This window comes from Krasilnikovia cinnamomea, from assembly GCF_004217545.1.
Taxonomy (GTDB): Bacteria; Actinomycetota; Actinomycetes; order Mycobacteriales; family Micromonosporaceae; genus Actinoplanes; species Actinoplanes cinnamomeus.
Map to the genome: position 1 here is coordinate 7078456 of NZ_SHKY01000001.1, position 21134 is coordinate 7099589.

The 21134-nt window shown below is 74.3% G+C and carries 13 protein-coding genes; 6 read left to right on the forward strand and 7 right to left on the reverse strand.

The window, feature by feature from the left end:
* Window positions 1-39: 39 nt before the first annotated feature.
* From pulA to egtA, 5 genes are all read right to left on the reverse strand, one after another.
* Window positions 40-5499, reverse strand: a complete 5460-nt coding sequence (gene pulA / locus EV385_RS31320; protein ID WP_242625177.1) for a pullulanase-type alpha-1,6-glucosidase — start codon at window positions 5497-5499, stop codon at window positions 40-42.
* 239 nt (window positions 5500-5738) lie between these two features.
* The gene (gene egtD, locus EV385_RS31325; RefSeq protein ID WP_130512713.1) at window positions 5739-6719 is read right to left on the reverse strand and encodes an L-histidine N(alpha)-methyltransferase; all 981 of its coding nucleotides are present in this window, start codon (window positions 6717-6719) and stop codon (window positions 5739-5741) included.
* Window positions 6716-7462, reverse strand: a complete 747-nt coding sequence (gene egtC, locus EV385_RS31330; protein WP_130512714.1) for an ergothioneine biosynthesis protein EgtC — start codon at window positions 7460-7462, stop codon at window positions 6716-6718. The genes egtD and egtC overlap by 4 nt, the downstream gene beginning before the upstream one ends.
* Window positions 7462-8775, reverse strand: coding sequence for an ergothioneine biosynthesis protein EgtB (gene egtB / locus EV385_RS31335; RefSeq protein WP_130512715.1), 1314 nt, complete (start codon window positions 8773-8775; stop codon window positions 7462-7464). The genes egtC and egtB overlap by 1 nt, the downstream gene beginning before the upstream one ends.
* A gap of 53 nt (window positions 8776-8828) precedes the next feature.
* Window positions 8829-10058, reverse strand: a complete 1230-nt coding sequence (egtA, locus tag EV385_RS31340) for an ergothioneine biosynthesis glutamate--cysteine ligase EgtA (RefSeq protein ID WP_423203141.1) — start codon at window positions 10056-10058, stop codon at window positions 8829-8831.
* 185 nt (window positions 10059-10243) lie between these two features.
* On the opposite strand from egtA, the gene EV385_RS31345 reads away from it, so the two are divergent.
* Window positions 10244-11362, forward strand: a complete 1119-nt coding sequence (locus EV385_RS31345; protein WP_130512717.1) for a CaiB/BaiF CoA transferase family protein — start codon at window positions 10244-10246, stop codon at window positions 11360-11362.
* 136 nt (window positions 11363-11498) lie between these two features.
* Window positions 11499-11696 carry a DUF1918 domain-containing protein gene (locus EV385_RS31350; protein WP_130512718.1) on the forward strand — a complete coding sequence of 66 codons (198 nt, stop codon included), beginning with the start codon at window positions 11499-11501 and terminating at the stop codon, window positions 11694-11696.
* Window positions 11697-11702: 6 nt separating this feature from the next.
* On the opposite strand, the gene EV385_RS31355 is transcribed toward EV385_RS31350, so the two are convergent.
* A complete protein-coding gene (locus EV385_RS31355; protein ID WP_130512719.1) occupies window positions 11703-12527 on the reverse strand; it encodes a polysaccharide deacetylase family protein in 825 nt (274 codons plus the stop codon).
* Between the two features lie 380 nt (window positions 12528-12907).
* On the opposite strand from EV385_RS31355, the gene EV385_RS31360 reads away from it, so the two are divergent.
* Both EV385_RS31360 and EV385_RS31365 read left to right on the forward strand, forming a co-directional pair.
* Window positions 12908-13885 carry an ATP-binding cassette domain-containing protein gene (locus tag EV385_RS31360; RefSeq protein ID WP_130512720.1) on the forward strand — a complete coding sequence of 326 codons (978 nt, stop codon included), beginning with the start codon at window positions 12908-12910 and terminating at the stop codon, window positions 13883-13885.
* Window positions 13882-14793 carry an ABC transporter permease gene (locus tag EV385_RS31365; protein ID WP_242625178.1) on the forward strand — a complete coding sequence of 304 codons (912 nt, stop codon included), beginning with the start codon at window positions 13882-13884 and terminating at the stop codon, window positions 14791-14793. The genes EV385_RS31360 and EV385_RS31365 overlap by 4 nt, the downstream gene beginning before the upstream one ends.
* Here EV385_RS31365 and EV385_RS31370 read toward each other — a convergent pair.
* Entirely contained in the window at window positions 14775-18089 is a 3315-nt protein-coding gene (locus tag EV385_RS31370) for an ATP-binding protein (protein ID WP_130512721.1), read from the reverse strand. The two genes, EV385_RS31365 and EV385_RS31370, sit on opposite strands and share 19 nt — an antisense overlap.
* 89 nt (window positions 18090-18178) lie before the next feature.
* Between EV385_RS31370 and EV385_RS31375 the strand changes: the two genes are divergently transcribed.
* Together EV385_RS31375 and EV385_RS31380 are read left to right on the forward strand one after the other, a co-directional pair.
* A complete protein-coding gene (locus tag EV385_RS31375; RefSeq protein WP_130512722.1) occupies window positions 18179-20188 on the forward strand; it encodes a putative bifunctional diguanylate cyclase/phosphodiesterase in 2010 nt (669 codons plus the stop codon).
* Window positions 20185-21096 (forward strand): ABC transporter substrate-binding protein, encoded by a 912-nt coding sequence (locus tag EV385_RS31380; protein ID WP_130512723.1) that lies wholly within the window; start codon window positions 20185-20187, stop codon window positions 21094-21096. Before EV385_RS31375 ends, EV385_RS31380 begins: the two co-directional genes overlap by 4 nt.
* Window positions 21097-21134: the final 38 nt, after the last annotated feature.

Below are 21134 nucleotides of genomic sequence, written 5' to 3' on the forward strand. Positions count from 1 at the left end.
GGCGGGGGCGGCCGGGGTGCCTCACGTTCTCGTCCGGATTCAGTTCTGGACGAAGACCGCCACCCCCCGCGCCGGGACGGTGAAGGTGCCCGTCGCCCGGTCGAACGACGCCGTGCGCAGCGCCGGGTCGGCCGAGCCGCGCAGCACCGGGTGCAGCCCGACGTTCGCGCCCTTCATCGCCGGTACGGTCTGCTTCACGACCGCCGGGGTGGCGTTGAACACCACGGTGACCGACGACCAGCGCTTGTCCAGGCCACGCCCGTCAAGCCGCATCACCACGACACCCGGGGTCTCCGCGGCGCCGGACAGCGGGAACGACAGTCGCTTCTGCACCTCGGCCCCGGTGGGCAGCCCGAACACCGGCGACGACTGCCGGATCCTCAGCAGCTCGGCGTAGCGGGCGTCGGCCAACCGCACCGCGGCGCAGTCCGGCACGAGCTTCGCGTCGGCCAGCAGCGGCTTGGCGTACTTCCACTTGTCCTCGTTGTCCTTGGCCGGCGGCAGGCCCTTGCGGAAGCCGTTGCCGCCCGCGCAGTCCCAGAGGATCTCGTTGAACCAGTCGCCGGAGTTGAACGAGTTGCGGTCCAGCGACTTGGAACGCAGCCGCTCGCTGCCCGTGGTGACGAAGCCGGCCCCCTGCCCGAGGGCGGTGGTGGCCAGCGCCACGGTCTGCATCCGGGCCCGGTCCGCCGCCGAGGTGCCCTGCGGCAGCTTGTAGGCCAGCGCGTCGTACAGGATCTCGTTGTCGTGCGCGTCGACGTACGTGATCGCCTCGCCGGGCGCCGCGTTGTACCCGGCCGGGGAGCCGTTGTAGTCGACCTCGGCGCCGGTGACCTGGCGCCCCGCGCTGTCGGTGAACCGGTACCCGGCCAGGTTGCCGGAGAGCCCGACCTTGATCAGGTCCTGGTAGTGCAGCAGCCGGGCCTTCTGGTCGGCGGCACTTCCGTTGACCGGGTCACCGTTGGGCGCGGTGAACAGGCCCGACGCGAAGCCCTGGATACGGGGGTTGCCGTCGAACGGGCCGCCGCCCCGGACCGCGTCGCGCAGCCGGTCGTTGAACGTGCCGATCCCGGTGCCCGCCAGGTTGGCCTGGGTGGCCTGCACGAAGCGGGCGTCGCCCGCGACCTCGCCGAAGTTCCAGCCCTCGCCGTAGACGTAGATGTTCCTGCCGTCGACGCCGTCCTTGGCCGGGGTGAGCCGGTCCAGGGCGGCGCGCACCGCGAGGATGTTCGCCTTGGGGTGGTGGCCCATGAGGTCGAACCGGAAACCGTCCACCTTGTACGCCTTGGCCCAGGTGACCACGGAGTCGACGACGAGCTTGCCCATCATCGCGTTCTCCGGGGCGGTGTTGGCGCAGCAGGTGGAGTTGGCGACGCTGCCGTCCTCCAGCAGCCGGTGGTAGTAGCCGGGCACGATCTGGTCGAGCACCGAGTGCGGGCCGGTGCCGGCGGCCGAGGTGTGGTTGTAGACCACGTCCATGACGACCCGCAGCCCGGCGCCGTTGACACCGGCCACCATCTGCCGGAATTCGCGGGTGCGCGCCGAGGGGTCGGTCGCGTAGCCGCCTTCCGGGGTGGTGTAGTGCAGCGGGTCGTAGCCCCAGTTGTAGCCGTCGGCGTCGGCGACCGCGGCGACGCACTTCTGCTGCTCGTCGGAATCCGCGGGCAGCTTCGGCAGGTCACACGCGGGCTGCTTCTGGTCGGCCCGCTTCTCCGGCGTGGTGGCGAAGTCGAACACCGGCAGCAGGTGCAGGTGGGTGGTGCCGGCCTGGGCCAGCTGACGCAGGTGCGTCATGCCCGCCGCGTTCGGGCGGGTGAAGGCCGCGTACGTGCCGCGTTCGGCCGCCGGCACGGTGCTGTCGGCGATCGAGAAGTCGCGGACGGACAGCTCCGAGACCTGGATCTTCGCGGACGGCACGGCGGCCGGTTTACGCAGCCCCGACCAGCCCGCGGGGGTGAGCTTCGGGTCGGCGAGGTCGGCGATCTGGCTGTGCGTGGAGTCCGCCGACAGCGCCACCGAGTACGGGTCGGTGACCGACGCGGTGACCACCTTCTGCGCGGCGGGCTGCCACGCGGTGACCCGGTACCGGTAGAACTTGCCGGTCCAGTCGCGGGCGCCGGTGGCCGACCAGACGCCCGTGCGGTCGTCTCGGGTCATCTCGACCGTGCGCGGCGTAGCGGCCGGGGTGTCGGACAGTTCCAGCGTCACGTCCTGCGCGGTCGGCGCCCACACCGCGAGGGTGGGACGGCCGCCGTCGAAGGTCGCGCCGAGACGGGCGGCGGTGGCGCCGGCGTACAGGTCGTCGAGGACGCCGGCGCCCTGGACGCCGGTGGCCGAGCGCAGCTTGCCGGCCGCGTCGCGTTCGGTGACCGCGACCTGCCCGCGCAGGGCCTCGGCGACCCGGCGCTGGTCGCGCTTGTTCAGGGTGAACGCGGTGTACTGCCACAGGTGCGGGTACCTCGCGCGCTGCGCCTCGGTGAGCCCGGTGCGGACCGCGGTCAGCCGCAGGCTCTGGCGCGCGCCGGTCAGCTCGCCGTCGGCGACGCTGAGGCCGCCCGCCGGGGCGTACACGAGGTCGTAGACGCGGCCGTCGGTGGCGGCCCCGATCGCGTCCAGCGAACCGGCGGTGCCGGTCTTCCAGGCGATCGTGGTGCGGTCGAGCCAGACCGCCCGGCTCTTGGCCAGGTCGATCTCGCCGACCCCGGCGACCGCCTCCTGCGGGAGCAGCCGCTGCGGCTCGCCCGCCAGCAACCACACCTCGCGTCCGGCCTTGCCGAAGTCGAGACGCTGGTCGGCGGGCAGGTCCTTGGTGTCGCCCTTGTGGAGGATGTAGTTGAGTCCCTTCGCACCGGCCGACAGCGGCACCCGGAACACGGCGCCGAACGCGTCCGTGCCGGACGGCTGCAGCGGGCTGCTCCAGTCGGTGGGGCTGGCCGCGCCGTCCCAGACGTGCATGCCCCAGCCGGAGTAGTCGCCGTCGGCGCGCCGGTAGTGCACGATCGCGGTGTTCTCGTCCTGCTCCGGGTCGGGCTTGCCGGTGGCGGCCTGCCGGGTCGGGTACACCGTGGCGTCGCCCTGCTTGACCCACACCTCGGCGTCCTTGGTGGGGTCGATGAAGCGGTCCTGCTCGACGTCCTTCTGGCCGTCCTTGCTGACCACGATGAAGCCGACCTTGGTGCCACCGGGCTTGACCTTCACCCAGGCGAACCGGCCGTACGAGTCCTCGCCCGCGAACGGCTGGCCCTGCGGCCAGGTGGTCTGCGCGGAGGGGTCGATGTCGCCGAAGGCGTACAGGCCGTAGTCGTCGTAGCCGCCGGCGGGGCGCTGGTAGTGCACCAGCGCGTAGCCGGGCCCGGCCGCGGTGACCGGCGTGCCGACGCGGGCGCGGGTGGTGGTGGAGGCGGTGCGGCCCTTGCTGTCGCGCACGACCGCCTTGTAGCGCAGCTCGGTGCCGCCGGCCAGGCCGTTCAGGTCGTGGTACGCCCGGTACGGCGCCCGCTGGGCGGTGCCGAGCAGCTGCCACGGGCCGGTGCCGACCTGGGCGGCGAAGGTGACCGTGGCCATCGGGTCGCCCGTGGTCTGCGCGACCAGCTCGGTACGCGAGGGCACCAGGGCGTCCGTGGCCGGGGCGGTGAAGGCGACCGTGGGCCCGGCCGTGGGCACCGCGACCGGGGTGCCGGCGCGGTACACGACCGTGGACAGGGCCGGGACCGTGATGTTCACCTTGCCGTCGGCGCCCGAGGAGAGGGCGCCGGTGGCTCCGTACAGCGCGGCGAAGCCGGCGGACGGGGTCCAGGTGTCCACGGTGACGGTCTGCGCGGTGGCCGCGTTGTTCGCCGCGACCAGGTACTCGGTGCGGTTGGCGCGGTCGATGCGGGAGGTGGCGAAGACGCCCGCGCCGTCGGCAGCGTACCGGGTGAGCTGAAGGCCTTCGCGCAGCGCCGGGTGGGCCTTGCGCAGCGCCGCCAGGGCGGCGATCGTCCGGTACACCGGGTGGTTCGTGTCGAAGTTGTCGACCGCGTGGGTGCGGTCCGTGCCGATCAGGTCGTCGTCCAGGTAGTCCTTGGTCTTGCTGGCGAACATGTCCTGCCGGGCGTCCTTGTCCCCGCCGGGGCCGGTGAAGCCCTGCTCGTCACCGGAGTAGATCACCGGCTGGCCGCGGGTGAGGAACATCAGCTCGTGGGCGAGCTGGTCGCGGCGCAGGAACGTGGCCGGGTCGGCGCCACCCTTGGCGATGAAGGAGCCGATGCGGCCCATGTCGTGGTTGCCGAGGAACGTGGGCAGCCGGTCGGCGCCGGTGTCGCGGGCGGTGTACAGGTCGTCCTTGGCGTACACGTCCGCGAGGGCCTTGGCGGAGCCGTCGCCCTTGGCGAAGCCGGACGCCGCGGACTGGAAGGAGAAGTCCAGGGTGGCGGGCAGGCCGCCGCGCCGCACGTACGTGGACTCGACCTCCTGGTCGCCGCTGTAGACCTCGCCGAACATGAAGAAGTCGGGCTTGCCGGCCTGCCGCGCGGCCTTCGTGATGTCGCGCGAGAACCGGGTCCAGAACGGCAGGTCGGTGTGCTTGACCGTGTCGATGCGGTAGCCGTCGATGCCGATGTCGGCGATCCAGTCGGCGTAGATCTTGGTCATGCCGCGGAGGACCTCGGGGCGTTCGGTCCACAGGTCGTCGAGGCCGCCGAAGTCGCCGTACTCGCTGTTCTCGCCGACGAAGCTGGAGTTGCCCCGGTTGTGGTACAGGGTCGGGTCGTTCAGCCAGGCCGGGGTCTTGACCTTCGCGTCCTTGGGGTTCGTGAAGACCGGGGTGTACGGGAACGACTTCGTGTTCACGTCCGGGAAGGTGCCGTCGGTGTAGTTCCGGTCCTCGAACGGGCGCCCCTGCGCGTCCCGGTACGGGGTGGTGGCCTTGTCGACGTACTCGTATTTGTCGCCCTTGTACTTGATGACGTCGGCGGTGTGGTTGACGATGATGTCCAGGAAGATCTTCATGCCGCGCTTGTGCGCGAGGCTGACCAGCCGCTTGAGGTCGGCGTTGGTGCCGAAGTGCGGGTCGACCTGGGTGAAGTCGGTGATCCAGTAGCCGTGGTACCCGGCGGAGGTGTCGGAGCCGTTGATCTGGACCGGCCGGTTCTTGAACACCGGGGCCAGCCAGATGGCGGTGGTGCCGAGGCCCTGGATGTAGTCGAGGCGGTCGATGATGCCCTTGATGTCGCCGCCGTGGTAGAAGCCCTTGTCCGTGGGGTCGTACCCGGTGCTCAGCCGGTCTCCGGACAGTTTGCCCTGGTCGTTGCGGGTGTCGCCGTTGGCGAAGCGGTCCGGGAGTACGAAGTAGTACTGCTCGGCGGAGGCGGCCCGGTCAGAGCCCCAGTGGGCCATGACGGCCGTGCTCGGCTCCGGGGCACGCTCGGCCCGGGCGGCGAGGGCGCCGGCGGGCGGCGCGATCAGGCTCGTCACCAGCGCTGCGGCCAGCGCGAGGCGAGCGGTGCGGCGCCGGTTCACGCGCCGGTGCGGGACGGTGCCGGGACCGGGGACGGGTCCGCGACGGTGCGCTGCTTCCACATCGGAGCCTTCCTATGGGCTGGTGTGGAGGCACGCTAAACCTGTTTCATCGATGTGTGCAAGAGTTTGCAATAACCGTCGGGTAACGCCAGCGCCTTACGCAAGAAACATTCGCGAAACGGGCGGGACGCCCCGATCCCACACCAGGTGGGACGGGTCGACCCGCCCGGTCACGAAGGTCAGGGCAGCACCGTGGCGCGCGACAGGGACACGGCGAACCGCTGCTGCGGGTCGGTCCACCAGTGCCGCAGGTCGAACCCGGCGGCGGCCAGCTCACGCTGCACCCCCTCGCGGCGGAACTTCGCGGACACCTCCGTACGCAGCTCCTCCCCCGCCGCGAAATCGACCGTCAGGTCCAGGTCGCGCACGGACACGGTCAGGTCCCGCCGGGCCCGCAGCCGCATCTCGATCCACTCGTTCTCGCGATCCCAGAGTGCGACGTGAGCGAAATCGTCCTCGACGAAATCGGCCCGCAACTCGCGGTTCAACACGCGCAGGACGTTGCGGTTGAACGCGGCGGTCACCCCGGCCGCGTCGTCGTACGCGGGCACCAGCGTCGCCGGGTCCTTCACCAGATCCGTGCCGAGCAGCAGGTACTCCCCGTCGTCCAGGACCGCGCGCAGGTCGCCCAGGAACTCGGCGCGCTCGGCGGGCAGCAGATTGCCGATCGTGCCACCCAGGAACGCGACCAGCCGGTCCCCGCCGCGCGGCACCGCGCCCAGGTGCCGGGAGAAGTCGGCCACCAGGCCGCGCACGCTCAGACCCGGATACTCCACGATCAGCTTGTCCGCCGCGTCGCGCAGCGCGGCCGGGGACACGTCCAGCGCCACGAACCCGCCCAGCGTGCCGTGCGCGGTGAGCGCGTCCAGCAGCAGCCGGGTCTTCTCCGACGAGCCCGAACCCAGCTCCACCAGGGTCTTCGCGCCGGTCAGCCGGGCGACGTCGGCGGCGTGCTCGGCCAGGATCTGCCGTTCGGTCCGCGTCGGGTAGTACTCCGGCAGCCGGGTGATCCGCTCGAACAACTCGCTGCCCCGGGCGTCGTAGAACCACTTCGGCGGCAGCCACTTCGGGCTCGCACGCAGCCCGGCGGCGACATCGGCGCGCAGCGCGCGGGCCAGGTCCTGCTCGTCGAGGTGGATTTCCAGATCGAACACGCTCACGTTCTCCCTAGTGGTGTGAGGTGGAGTCCGGCGGGCCCGGCGACGAGCAGGTGCCCGTCCGGGACTGCCCGCCAGCCGGGGTCGTCATCCAGGGGTTCGGAGCTGACCAGGACGGAACCGTCGCCGTGGCGCACCGACAGGGCGTGGCCGACGGTGCTCGCGGCGATGCTCGCGCCGTCGGTGAGCAGCAGGTTCAACCGGGAGCCGGGGGCCGCGGCGCTCACCTCGGCGACCGTGGCGGCCACGGCCGCGGCGGGCGTGTCCCCCGCCCGCAGCCGGTGCCGGACCAGCGCCCACAGCAGCGCCGAGTCGGTCGGCGCGTCCAGGGTGAGCAGGTCCCGGGTGGGCAGCCGGGCCGCCAGCGAGGTCACCGTGTCCGGCCAGCCCGCCACCACCCCGTTGTGGCTGAACAGCCACGGGCCCTCGGTGAACGGCGCGGCCGCGGTGGAGGTCACCGGCATCGTCTCGGTGGCCGAGCGCACCGCGGCCAGCAGCGCGCCCGCCGCGGTCGCGGCGACCAGGCCCGGCAGGGACGCGTCCGCCCACATCGGCCGGTCGGACCGGTACCGTACGGGATGACCGGCGGCCGGATACCAGCCCACGCCGAAGCCGTCCGCGTTGATCGTCCCGCCGCCACGCATGTCCTTCGGCGCCCACGACTGGCGTACCAGGGCATGCGGCGCCTCGAACAGCAGCCGCGACAGCGCCAGGGGCGGCCCCAGGTAGGCCAGGTGGCGGCACATCAGGACTCGCCCGGCTCCGCGTCGCGGGCGCACCGGAACCCCGCGAAGATCTGCCGCCGGATCGGGTAGTCCCAGTTGCGGAACGTGCCCCGGCACGCCGCGCGGTCCGTGCCGAACGAGCCACCCCGCAGCACCTTGTACTCCGGGGAGAAGAACACCTCCGAATACTCCCGGTACGGAAACGCCCGGAACCCCGGGTAACCGTGGAAGTCCGTGCTGGTCCACTCCCACACGTCGCCGATCAGCTGCTGCACCCCGTGCGGGGAGGCGCCGTCCGGGTAGGCGCCGACCGGCGCGGGCGACAGGTGCCGCTGGCCCAGATTGGCGTGCCGCTCCTGCGCGTCCTCGTCGCCCCACGGGTAGCGGCGCGAGCGGCCGGTGGCCGGGTCGAAGCGGGCCGCCTTCTCCCACTCGGCCTCGGTGGGCAGCCGCCGCCCCGCCCACGCCGCGAACGCCTGCGCCTCGTGGAAGCAGACGTGCACCACCGGCTCGTCCGGGGCCACGGGGACGGTCCGGCCGAAGCGGGTGTACACCCAGCGGTCGCCGTCGCGGCGCCAGTGCAGCGGGGCGCCCAGCCCGGCCCGCTGCCGGTGCGCCCAGCCCGCCTCGCTCCACCAGCGGGCGTCGTCGTAGCCGCCCGCGTCGATGAACTCCGCGTACCGGGCGTTGGTGACCGGGGCGACGTCGAGGTGGAACGCGGGCACGTCCACCACGTGCGCGGGGCGCTCGTTGTCCAGCGCCCACGGCTCGGTGTCCGTACCCATGGTGAACGGCCCGCCCGGGATGAACACCTCACCGGTGGCGGGCACCCGCGCGGGCGGCGGCGGCTCGGCGTGCAGCACCGGCGGCCCGGTGCGCAGCTGGTGGGTGGCCAGCATCGTCTCGTCGTGCTGCTGCTCGTGCTGGACGATCATCCCGAAGGCGAACCCGCCGGTCACCAGCGGGCGGCCGTCCAGGCGTACCGCGTCGAGCACGTCGAGCGCCTTGTCGCGCACGGTGGCGACGTACGCGCGGGCCTCGGCGGGATTGAGCAGCGGCAGCGCGGGCCGGTCGGCGCGGGCGTGCTGGAACGCGTCGTACAGCTCGTCGATGTCGCGGCGTACCGGCTCGCGGCCGCCCACGTCGCGGACCAGCCACAGTTCCTCCTGGTTGCCCACGTGGGCGAGGTCCCACACCAGCGGGGACATCAGCCGGGAGTGCTGGCGGACCAGGTCGTCGTCGTCCACGGCCTCGGTGAGCGTCGTGGTACGCCGGCGCGCCCGGTCCAGTTCGACGGCCACCGCAGAGCGCAGGCGTTCGGTCTCGACGGTCATGTGGGAGTCCCTTCCACGACAGCGGGCGGTCAAACAGCGAACAGCGGCGCTGGTCAGGTCAGCAGGCGGTGTTCGATGGCGGCGTGCACCCGGTCCTGCAGGTGCCCGGGCAGCCCGGCGCGGTGCAGGGCGCGCCCGGCGAGGTCGAGCACCGCGCGGGCGGCGCCGCGCACGGTGTGGTCGGCGAGCCCCGCGCGGGCCGCGGGCAACCATCGGTCGGCCGCCGGGGCGGCGGCGGCCCGGGCCGCGTCCGTGGTGGCGTCGTCGGCCAGCAGGGCCGCCAGCACGGCCGCCGGGGTCAGCCACTCGTCGCCCGGCTGAGTGTCCAGGTAGCGGACCTCCAGGTAGCCGCGCGGGCGCACCGGCGGGAACAGCGTGCTGAGGTGGTAGTCCAGGTCGTCGGCGGTGGGCGGGCGGGGCAGCGCCCCGGCGAGCCAGTCGGCGAAGGTGACCCCGGGCGGCGGGTCCCAGCAGCCGTCGTCGCGGCGCACGCACAGCAGCGGCGCGGCCATCGCGTACCCGATCCAGGCGCCCACCGGGTCGGCGCCGGTGCCGACCGGCCGGGTGCGGGCGGGGTCGATGCCCAGCCAGGCCTGCATCCGGGTGGACGCCCACCCGGTGTCGCGGCCGGCGTGCCGGGGCGAGTTGGCGAACGTCGCCAGCAGCACCGGCCCGAGTTCGGTGACGGCCGCGAACCGGTCGGCCAGCCGGGGCGCCGGCCCCGCGTCGAGGCAGACCTGCAGCCCGGCGGTGCTGCACATCATGGTGCGCCCGTGCCGCCCGGCCCGATCGAACGCGCGCTCCATGGCGGCGTAGCGGGGGCTGTCGAGCAGGCGCCGCGGCTCCCGGTACGGGTCGATGCCGGTGGCGCCCAGGCGCAGGCCGTGACCGGAGAGCAGGCCGCTGAGCCGGGCCAGATCCGCGTTGACCGCGGTGTGCAGGTCGGCCAGCGTGGCGGCAGGGGCGGAGGAGATCTCCAACTGGCCGCCGGGCTCGATGGTGACCAGGCCACCGCCCGGCAGCGGGCGGGGCGGTACCGGCTCGGCGGGGTGCCGCGGCGTGCGGGGGGCGAGGCTGTCCGGGGCGTACGTGCCGAGGGCCTCGCGCAGGGCCGCGACCGTCAGCGGGCGGTCGGGCGCGTCGTCGTGGTGGGTCGTGAACTCGAGTTCGACGCCGATGCGGCTCGGGGGGCCGGTCTTGAAGCAGATCCCTGACATGTGCTCCGCGGCCTGATCCTCGTCGAGCAGCACGCGACGGTCCTCGGCGGTGCCGGGCCGGACAATCGCCACGATTCTCCCAGGGTTGCGGACGTTCTCCTGGACGCTACCCGCTGGCGGCCCGAGTCGACAGGGATAGCGGCGCATCGACGGGCATGGCAACGGAAGGATCCGCAGGTCAGCACGGTCGGGCGGCTTCCAAGATCAGCAAGCGGGGTGGACGCGCGGACGGCGGTCGATAGGCTGACCGCGTGACGCCGCCGCGACATCACGGGCCGCTGGCCGGGGTACGGGTCGTCGAGCTGGAGAGCCTCGCGCCCGGCCCGTTCGGCTGCATGATGCTGGCCGACCTCGGCGCCGACGTGGTGCGCGTCGACCGGCCGGGTGGCCCCGGCGCGGGCCGCATCGCCGCGCCCGCCACCGCCCTGCAGCGCGGCCGCCGGGTCGTCCCGGTGGATCTCAAGTCGCCCGCCGGGATCGCCGAGGTCCTGCGCCTCGTGGAACGCGCCGACGTGCTCGTCGAGGGCTACCGGCCCGGGGTCGCCGAGCGGCTGGGGCTGGGCCCGGACGTGTGCCGGGCCCGCAACCCCCGCCTCGTGTACGCCCGGATCACCGGCTGGGGCCAGGACGGACCGCTGTCCCGCCGCGCCGGGCACGACATCGACTATCTCGCCGTGGCGGGCGCGCTGGATCCGCTGCGGCGCGGCGACGAGGCGCCGCGCGCCCCGCTGAACCTGCTGGCCGACTTCGCGGGCGGCGGGATGTTGATGGCGTTCGGGGTGCTGGCCGCGCTGCTGGAGCGGGAACGCTCCGGCGCCGGGCAGGTGGTCGACGCGGCCATGGTGGACGGCTCGGCGCTGCTCACCACGTTCCTGCGCGGCATGCGGGCGGCGGGCCAGTGGCCGGCGCCGCCGGGCGGGAACCTGCTCGACGGCGGGGCGCCGTTCTACGACACGTACGCGACCGCCGACGGCGGCTTCGTGGCCGTGGGGGCGCTGGAGCCCGCGTTCTACGCCGAACTGCTGGACGGCCTCGGCCTGGCCGGTGACAGCCTGCCCGCCCAGTACGACCCGGCGGGCTGGGCGGAACTGCGCCGCCGGTTCACCGACCGGTTCGCGCAGCGCACCCGCGACGAGTGGGCCACGGTGTTCGAGGGACGCGACGCGTGCGTCGTCCCGGTGCTCGCCCCCGACGAGGCGCCCGGCCATCCGCACCACCGGGCCCGGGACACGTTCGTGACGGTGGGCGGCGAGGTGCAGCCCGCCCCGGCGCCACGCTTCGACCGGACCCCGGCGGCGCCACCGCGGCCGTCGCCCGACCCGGACCGCGACGCGGTGTCCGTGGCCGACGTCCTGGCCGGGTGGACCTGACCTGCGAACCTGCCCGGTTCATGCCGCTGCGGCCCGCCGGAGGTCGTGCCGGTCCGCCCGAACCGCTTGCCGGGCGGGCGCGCGGGGGCCACCGTATGGGGAGGACACCCGCCGGCGACACACTCCGGGAGGCGAGATGAAGGCCAGGGTCGGTGACCAGCTGATCATGGAGGGAACGCACGTCGACGACCACCGACGGATCGGCAGGATCGAGGAGGTACGCCACTCGGACGGCACCCCGCCGTACCTGGTGCGGTGGGTCGACGGCGAGCAGACGCTGTGCTTCCCCGGGCCCGACGCCCACGTCCAGCCGCAGGACAACCGTGGTTCCTGAAACCCGCTAGCTCCGGCCGCCCGGGGGTGGCGTACCCGGGGCGGCGGCACCGGACACCAGCTGCGAGACCGTGGCGAAACGGAACCCGCGCGCCCGCAATCCGGCGATCATGGCGCTCAGGCCCCGGATCGTCACCAGCCGCCGCTCGTCGCCGAGGTCATGGGCCAGGATGATGGCGCCCGGGCGGACGTTGTCGACGACGTCGCGGACCTGGGCGCCGGGATCGTCGCGGTAGCGCCGCTCGTGCATCGCGTACGACCACAGCACCACGTCGTAACCCATGGCGTCGGCGGCCAGCAGGGTCGAGCCGCCCAGGTGCCCGAACGGCGGGCGCAGCAGCGTCGGCGCCTGCCCGGTGACGTCGCGGATCATCTCGTGGGTACGCCCGAGATTCGCCCGGATCTGGGCGAGGTCGAGGGTGGCCAGATCCTCGTGCCCCCACGAGTGGTTGCCCACCTCGTGCCCGGCCAGCCGCCCGCGCACCAGGTCGGCGTGCGCCGCGAGCTGACGCCCGACCATGAAGAACGTCGCGGGCACCCGCTCGCGCTCCAGGATGTCGAGCACCATCGGGGTCCACTGCGGCCCGGGGCCGTCGTCGAAGGTGAACGCCACCACCGGTTCGGTCGTCTGGACGTAGTACCGGACCGGCACCTCGGGGTGCGCCACCGCGTCCAGGTTGTCGGCGGCCGCGGCGTACCCGCCGGTGACCGGCGGTTGGTCCCAGCCGAACCAGCGGGGCAGCACGGTGGTGCCGAATACGCCGGCCCCGGCGCCGCCCGCGGCCAGCAGCGCGCCGCGCAGCACCCCCCGCCGGCTCACCGGCACGCCCATGCCCCGCCTCCCCGTTGTCCCCGCCCGCGATCACGGGCGTGTGCGACAGCGTGCTAGATCGACGCAAGTCGCGGTATCCGACCGAAGTGGGAGCGGATCACCGGTCCCATCCGCAGATCGGCCGATGGGGCCGGTGGACAAGAAACCGGAACGGTGCAAATCGGCACCCTGGCGCGCCGCCGGGCCACCACGCGAAGGCCGTCGGGGGCTTACCGGACGCGGGATCGCCTCGTCGTGGTGGCGCTGTCAGCGCGGTGCGGGCCGTGCCAGCGTCCGGTGCGCGCCCTGCCAGCGCGCGGTGCGGCCGGTGTCAGCGGCTCCCGGCACGCTGCTTCTCGCGAGGCCCGGCACCGGCCGGGCCACCGAGGAAGGACACCATCGTGACCGAACTGGCCGTACGCGCCGAGGGGCTGCGCAAACGGTTCGGGAAAACCCAAGCGCTCGACGGGGTCGACCTGGCGATGCGCCGTGGCACCGTACTCGGAGTCCTGGGGCCCAACGGCGCCGGCAAGACCACCGCCGTACGGGTGCTGGCCACCCTGCTGCGCCCGGACGCCGGCACCGCGCACGTCGCCGGGCTCGACGTGCTGCGCGAGCCGCAGAAGGTCCGCCGGCGCATCGGCCTGACCGGGCAGTACGCCTCCGTCGACGAGGATCTGACCGGCGTGCAGAACCTGGTGCTCATCGGCGAACTGCTCGACCTGACCCGCAAGGACGCCCGGCGCCGCGCCGACGAGTTGCTGGGCTGGTTCGACCTGGCCGAGGCCGCCGGGCGCCGGGCCAAGACCTACTCCGGGGGCATGCGCCGCCGGCTGGACCTGGCGGCCAGCCTGGTCGGCCACCCGGAGGTGATCTTCCTCGACGAGCCGACCACCGGGCTGGACCCGGCCAAGCGCGAGGACATGTGGAACGTCGTGCGTACCCAGGTCACCCAGGGCGCCAGCGTGCTGCTGACCACCCAGTACCTGGAGGAGGCGGACGCGCTGGCCGACGAGATCGTGGTGATCAACTCCGGCCGAGTCATCGCCCACGACACCCCGGACGGCCTCAAGCGCCGGGTGGGCGGCCAGACGCTGCGGGTACGCCCGACCGACCCGGCGCGGCTGCCCGAGGTGCTCACGCTGCTCGACGCGGTCGCCGCACCCGGCACCGCCGCCTCGGCGGACACCGCAGCCGGGTCCCGCCCCGGCGCCGCGTCCGTGCCGGTGACCGCCGACCTGGCCCTCGACGAACTGCTGCCACCGCTGCGCCGCGCCGGCATCGAGGTGACCGAGCTGGCGCTGCACCTGCCGAGCCTCGACGAGGTCTTCCACGCGCTCACCACCAAGGCGCCCGCCCGATCGGAGGAACTGGTATGACCGAGCGCAGCGAGGGCATGTCCGGCCAGCACGTCATGACGATCCGCACCGAACAGCGGGACGGCATTCCGCGTCAGGCCGGTTCCGGGCTCGCCGGCGTGGTCCGCGACAGCGGCACACCGGCGCCGCGCCGCGCGGGCGGGTCCGCGGCCGCCCTGGCGCGGCACAGCCTCGCGCTGGCCCGGCGCAGCCTCATCAAGACGATGCGCACGCCGGAGGCGCTGATCGACGTGACCGTACAGCCGGTGATCTTCCTGCTGCTGTTCACGTTCCTGTTCGGTGGGGCCATCGCGGCCGGTGACCGGCACGCCTACCTGCAGTTCCTGCTGCCGGGCATGCTGGCGCAGTCGCTGGCGATGGGCGGCATCGCGCTCGGGCAGAACCTCAACGCCGACATCGAGAAGGGGGTCTTCGACCGGTTCCGCTCGCTGCCGGTGTCGCGCTCGGCTCCGCTGGTCGGCGCGGTCGGCGCGGATGTCATCCGCTACCTGAGCGTGTGCGTGGTGATGCTCGGCTTCGGCACGCTGATCGGCTTCCGGATCGAGACCGGCCCCAGCGCCGCGATCGCCGCGGTGGCCCTGGCCATCGGGTTCGGCCTCTGCTTCTGCTGGATCTCTGTGTGGGTGGGGATGCTCGTGCGCACCCCCGGCGCCGTGCAGGGCGTGATGTTCCTGCTGGTGTTCCCGCTGTCGTTCGGCAGCAACGTGTTCGTGGCCACCGACACGCTGCCCGGCTGGTTGCAGGCGTTCGTGCACGTCAACCCGATCACCCCGCTGGTCGAAACGATGCGGGGACTGCTCGTGGGCGGGCCGGTGGCCGGCCACCTGGCCGTCACCGGAGCTTGGATGGCCGGGCTGCTGGTGGTGTTCGTGCCGCTGGCGCTGCGGGCCTACGCCCGGCGCGCCTGAGCGGCCGCTCCGATCGACGGGGCGCTGCCCGGGCCGGGCAGCGCCCCCCGGACCAGCCGGGCCGGGTCGGCCAGGGCGCGCGCCTGCGCGGCGTCCAGCGCCCACCCGCCCGCGTACCCCGCGGTGAAGGCCTCCTCCCCCAGCGCGGCCCGGCCCCGCCGGGTCAGCTCCGCGACCCGCAGATCGGTACGGTCGTGCGCGCCGCGCAGCCGGGCCGCCGCACCCAGCAGCGCGGCCGCGTCGGCGTGCCGGCCCTGCAGGTCGGCCAGCTCGGCGGCGACCACCGCCACCATCGCCACGATCGGCATGTCCCGGCTGGCCACCGCCGCCGGGTACGCCCGGGCCAGGGCGGCCTCCGCGCCCGCCGGATCGTCGCGCGCCACGGCCAGCGAGGCGCGCACCGCACCCAGAATGGCCGTGCCGTGGTCACCTCGGGCCAGCCCACCATCGACGGCGGCCACCCGCTCGTCGGCGCGCTCCAGCAGCGTCGCGGCGCGCTCCAGGTCGCCGCGCAGCGTGGAGATCCCCGCCTCCATGGCGTCGATGAGCACGATGAGCTCGGCGGACTCGGCGTGCTCGGCGCGGGCCCGGGCGGCGGCCAGGGCGGCCGTGGCGCGTTCCGGCTCGCCCCGGCGCAGGTGCACGTCGGCCCAGCGGAACTCCAGGAAGATCTCGTCGTTGACGTCCAGCGAGCCGAACTCGCGCGACAGCGCCCGCGCGGCGTCCAGGTCGGCGAGCGCGCCGTCGAGGTCGCCGTCGTACTCGCGGGTCAGCGCCCGCAACGGCAGCGCGGTCGCCTGGCCCCACCGGTCCCCGACGGCCCGGAAGACCGCCAGCGCGTCGTCGATGTCGCGGCGCACCCGCGCCACGTCGCCCTCGTTCTCGGCGAGCTGCGCGCGGAACAGGCGGGCGAACGCCGAGAGCCACCGGTCGGGGCCGGCCACGAGCCGGTCGATGCGGGCGCGGGCCGCGTCCGGCTCGTCGGCGAGGTAGAGCACCACGGCGGCCAGCGCGCCGACCAGGCCGGGCAGCTCCGGGTGGGCGGCCAGCCGCACGGCCAGGTCGCGCAGGCGGTCGTGGCGCTGCGGCACCGACTCGGCCACCAGGACCGGGTCGGTGCCCATCGCGTTGAGCGTGCGGACCGCCTCGGCGCAGTCGCGGGCGACCGGGTCGGCCGGGCCCGGCACCGCCAGCGCCTCCCCCAGCCAGAACACCGCCTCGGCGCGGCGGCCGAACATCTGCCAGTACCAGCACAGGTCCAGGGCGAGCCGGACCGCCGCGGCGGCGTCGCCGGAGTCGCACAGGTGACGCAGCGCGGCCAGCGCGTTGTCGTACTCGTCGCGCAGCGTCCGCAGCGCGTCGAGCTGGTCGGCGGTGCGCAACCGGGCGTCCTGCTCGGCCACCAGGGCGGCCAGGTGCCCGGCCGCCAGCGACCGGACCCGGCCGGCCAGCGCCTGCTCGGCCAGCCGGCCGGTGCCGAACTCGCGCAGCGACTCCAGCATCCGGTAGCGCGGGCCGTCCCCGGCCACGTTCAGCAGCGAACGCTCGGCCAGGGCGGTGAGCAGCTCGGGCACCTGCCCGGCGCCGATGCCGGTGTCCGCGCACAGGGCGGCCGCCGAGCCGGGGGTGACCCCGGCGGGCAGCACGGCGACCCGCTCGGCCAGCACGCGCTCCGGCTCGCCGAGCAGGTCCCAGCTCCACGCGATCACCGCGTGCAGGGTGCGGTGCCGCGGCAGGGCCGTGCGGCTGCCGCTGGTGAGCAGCCGGAACCGGTCGGACAGCCCGGCGGCCAGCTCGGCCAGCGGCAGCGTACGCAGCCGGGCCGCGGCCAGTTCCAGCGCCAGCGGCAGGCCGTCGAGGCGGTGCACGATCTGTACGACGTCGTCGACCGTCGAGGAGTCGACGGCGAAACCGGGCCGGACCGCGGCCGCCCGTTCGGCGAACAGCCGTACGGCCGCCGCCCGGACCGCGGTGGCCGGGTCCGCGCCGGCCGGTGGCAGACCGAGCGGGCCGAGCGGCACCAGCGCCTCGCCGTCGACGGCGAGCGGTTCCCGGCTGGTGGCCAGCACCCGCAGCCGCGGGCAGCGGATCAGCAGCGCGGTGGTGACCTGGGCGGCCGACTCGATCAGGTGCTCGCAGTTGTCCACCACCAGCAGGCACTCGCGCCCGGACAGCCGTTCGACCAGCAGGCCCAGGTCGTCGCGGCCCTCGGCGGCCGGGCGGGCCGGACCCTGTTCGAACAGGGCGCCACCGCGCAGCCCGAGCGCCGACATGACCGCGGCGGCCACCTTGCCGGGCTCGGTGACGGCGGCGAGATCCACCAGCCAGGTGCCGTCGGCCCAGGCGTCGCGGTCGCGCCGTGCGGCCTCCAGTGCCAGCCGGGTCTTGCCCGCCCCGCCGGGGCCCAGGACGGTGACCAGCCGCCCGCCCCGCAGCAGGTCGTGCACCCGGGCCAGGTCGTCCTCGCGGGCGATGAACGTGGTCAACGGCGCCGGGAGGTTGCCCGGCGCGGGGCTGGCGGGCGGTGGCGGGGCGGTCGCGACGGCCGCCCGCTGCGGGGAGTCGGCGCCGCGCAGCAGCCGCAGGTGGCGCTCGCGCAGGGCCACGCCCGGATCGGCGCCGAGCCGGTCCGCCAGGTCCCGGCGGACCCGGTCGTACAGGGCCAGCGCCTCGGCCTGGCGCCCCAGCCCGGCGAGGGCGTCCATCAGCAGGCCCGCGACCCGCTCGTGCACCGGCTCCTCGGCCAGCAGGGCGGTCAGCCGGGCAGCCGCCTCGGCCTGCCGCCCGAGTGCCAGGTCGGCTTCGGCGAGGTCGGCGGCGGTCTCGGTGCCGTCCTGCGTCAGCCGCGTCGCCACGCCGGGGGCCACCGCGACGGCCTCCGCGGCGACCGGGCCCCGCCACAGCGCCACCGCCTGCGCCAGCAGGGCCGCGCCCGCCTCCGGCTCGCCGGCCCGCAGGCGGGCCCGGCCCGCCTGGGTGAGCCGCTCGAACCGGACGGCGTCGACGTCGTCGGCGCCGACGGCCAGGCGGTAGCCGCCGCCCGCCTGCGCCACCGCGTCCGCCGACCCCAGCACCCGGCGCAGCCGCGAGACCAGCGACTGCAGCGCGTTGCCGGCGTCCGCCGGGCGCTCCCGCGGCCACAGCGCGCCGGTGAGGGCCGCGACGTCGACCGCCCGGCCACCCGCGAGGGCCAGCCGGACCAGCAGACCGCGCAGCCGCGCCCCGGGCACCTCCACGGGGGCGCCGTCGCGGGTCACCCGCAACGCGCCGAGCAGCGCGACCTCGATCCGGTCCACCACAGTCCTCCCCCGCAGCCTGCGCCCAAGGGTAGGGACCGCCCAGGGGAAAGTGTTCACTGCGCCGGTTACACGCCGATAAGAGGCCCATGCGGCCCAGACCCTCCGGCACACGCGGCACCAGGACAGGCTCCCGCCTGTTCCTGGCGTACGCCGCCGCGAGCCTGGTGTCCGTGATCGCGCTCGGCGCCGTCCTGCTTCAGGGTGCCCGGGAGGACGCGGACAGCCGCGGCCGCGACCAGGGCCTCGCGCAGGCGGCCGTCATCGAGGAGATGTCGGTGGCGCCCGCCCTGGACGGGGCCGACCTGAACATCGGCCTGAGCGCCACCCAACGCGACCGGCTGCAGGCCTCCACCGACCTCGCGATCTTCCACGGCTCGGTGATCCGGCTGCGGCTGCGCAGCTTCAGCGGCAAGGTGGTGTTCTCCGACGACGGCTCGACCGTCGGCGGGGTGCCCGCCAACCACCGGGCGTTCCGCGCCGCCGCCATCGGGCACCCCGACGTCGAGGTCGTCCCGGACGCCGAACGCAGCATCGGGCAGGTCATCCGGGTACTGGTACCGGTCATCGCGGGCGCGTCGGGGCAGGCCATCGGGGTCCTGGAGCTGTACCTGCCGTACGAGTCGATCGCCGCGCACCTGCAGGACCAGATGCGCCGGGCGTACCTGCGGCTGGGTGCCGGCCTGCTCGGCCTGTACGTGGTGCTCGCCCTCATCTCGTGGTCGACCACCCGGTCGCTGCGCCGCCACGCGGCCCGGCGCGAACACGAGGCGCTGCACGACGGCCTGACCGGGCTACCCAACCGCGACGCGTTCCGGCAACGGGCCGAGCACGCGCTCGACGCCGCCGTGCGCGGCAGCGACGACGGCGCCATCGTGATCGTGGACCTGGACCGGTTCAAGGAGGTCAACGACACCCTGGGCCACCACGCCGGCGACGAACTGCTCCGGATCGTCGCGCGACGGCTGGCCGCCGCCGTGCGCAGCGACGACGTCGTCGCGCGGCTGGGCGGCGACGAGTTCGGCCTGGTGCTGCCCGGCCTGGGCGCCGAACAGGCACACGCGCTGCTGGCCCGGGTCCGCGACGCGGTCAGCCAGGAGATCACCCTCGACGGGGTGCCGCTGACGATCGAGGCCAGCTTCGGCATCGCGCTGTACCCGAAGCACGGGCACTCCATCGAGGAGCTGCTGCGCCGCGCGGACGCCGCGATGTACCAGGGCAAGCGGGGCGCCTCGCGCATCGTGCTGTACTCCGGCGAGGACGCCGCCGCACCGACCCAGTGGCTGGTGGTGCAGGCGGAGCTGCGGCACGCCATCGAACGCGACGAGCTGGTGCTGTTCTACCAGCCGAAGGTCCGGCTGGCCGACGGTTCCACGTACGGGGTGGAGGCCCTGGTCCGCTGGCAGCATCCGCAGCGTGGGCTGCTGCCGCCCCCGGAGTTCCTGCCGGCCGCCGAGCAGTCCGGGCTGATCGAGCCGTTGACCGCGTGGGTGCTGCGCCGCGCCCTGTCCGACCAGGCGCAGTGGACCGCCGCCGGACGGCCGTGGAGCGTGTCGGTGAACGTGTCGGCCCGCAACCTCGAGGCGCCCGGATTCGCCCGTTCGGTGGCGCTGGCCCTGGAGGAATTCGGGACCCCGCCGGAGCGGCTGACCATCGAGGTCACGGAGACCGCCATGGCCGGCGACGCGCGGACCGCGGTCCAGGTGCTGGGCGAGCTGGCCGCGCTCGGCGTCGACGTGGCCGTCGACGACTTCGGCATCGGCTACACCTGCCTGTCGCAGCTGCGCACCCTCGCGGTCCGGGAGATCAAGATCGACCGGGAGTTCGTCCGCGGGATCGAGGACGACGCGCAGGACCGGGCGATCGTCCGTTCGGTGATCGAGCTGGCGCACGGCCTGGGCTGCCGGGTCACCGCGGAGGGCGTGGAGACCGCGCAGGCGCAGCGCTGGCTCGTGGACGCCGGCTGCGACGACGCGCAGGGCTACCTGTTCGCCCGCCCGGCCCCGTGGGCCGAGCTGCTGGAGCGCACCGACCCGGCCGACACCGCCACACCGACCGCCGTTTCCGCACCTCAGCACGCAAAGGGGCTCGTCCGATGAACAACTCCTCCCGCCGCCGGGGCCTGGTGGCGCTCGGTGCCGCGCTGGTACTGGCCGCGGCCGGGTGCGCCCAGCCGGACGCCCCCGCGGCCGGCGGCGACTCCCCGGGAGTCGAGTTCGACAAGGCGATCCACGACCGGCTGCCCGCCGACGTCAAGAACAAGGGGGCCCTGCGCTTCGCGACCGACCCCAGCTACGCGCCCATGGAGTCGTACGCGCCGGACGGCCGCACGATCGTCGGCTTCGACGCCGACCTGGCCGCCGCGCTGGGCGCCATCCTCGGGGTCTCCATCACCCTGGTCCAGGCGGACTTCAGCACGGCGCTGGACAGCGCCGCCGCGGGCAAGTACGACGGCGTGCTGTCGGCCATGACGGACACCGCCGCGCGGGAGAAGAAGGCCGACTTCGTCAACTACTTCTCGGCCGGGACCTCGATCGTGGTGCAGCGCGGCAACCCGAAGGGCGTCACCGACCTCAAGGACCTGTGCGGCCAGGTGGTGGCCGTCGAGCACACCACGGTCCAGGAGGACCTGCTGAAGCGCTCGCAGGCCGGGTGCGGCGACAGCCCCATCGAGATCAAGACCTTCAAGACCAACGCCGACGCGCTGATGGAGCTGCGTACCGGGCGGGCGGTGGCGGCCCTCAACGACTTCCCGCCGGCCACCCAGCTCGCCAACGACCAGCGGACCCGGGCGTACTACCAGCTCGCCTCCACGGTGCAGTACGAGCCGGGCCTGTACGGCATCGCGATCCCGAAGAACCAGCCCCTGCTGCGCGACGCCCTGCGCGACGCGCTGGACCGGCTGATGCGCTCCGGGGCGTACAACGACCTGCTGCTGCGCTGGGGGCTGTCCACCGGTGCGCTGCAGTCGTCGTCGATCAACGCGGGTGGCTCGGCCGCCGGCTGACCCGATCCGTCACCGCTTCGGCCGCCGCCCGGGTGATC

Coding starts and splice junctions, on each gene's coding strand:
- egtC (WP_130512714.1), bottom strand. CDS start 7,462: ATGTGCCGCCACCTGGCCTACCTGGGGCCGCCCCTGGCGCTGTCGCGG.
- EV385_RS31375 (WP_130512722.1), top strand. CDS start 18,179: ATGCGGCCCAGACCCTCCGGCACACGCGGCACCAGGACAGGCTCCCGC.
- EV385_RS31350 (WP_130512718.1), top strand. CDS start 11,499: ATGAAGGCCAGGGTCGGTGACCAGCTGATCATGGAGGGAACGCACGTC.
- egtB (WP_130512715.1), bottom strand. CDS start 8,775: ATGACCGTCGAGACCGAACGCCTGCGCTCTGCGGTGGCCGTCGAACTG.
- EV385_RS31365 (WP_242625178.1), top strand. CDS start 13,882: ATGACCGAGCGCAGCGAGGGCATGTCCGGCCAGCACGTCATGACGATC.
- EV385_RS31380 (WP_130512723.1), top strand. CDS start 20,185: ATGAACAACTCCTCCCGCCGCCGGGGCCTGGTGGCGCTCGGTGCCGCG.
- EV385_RS31355 (WP_130512719.1), bottom strand. CDS start 12,527: ATGGGCGTGCCGGTGAGCCGGCGGGGGGTGCTGCGCGGCGCGCTGCTG.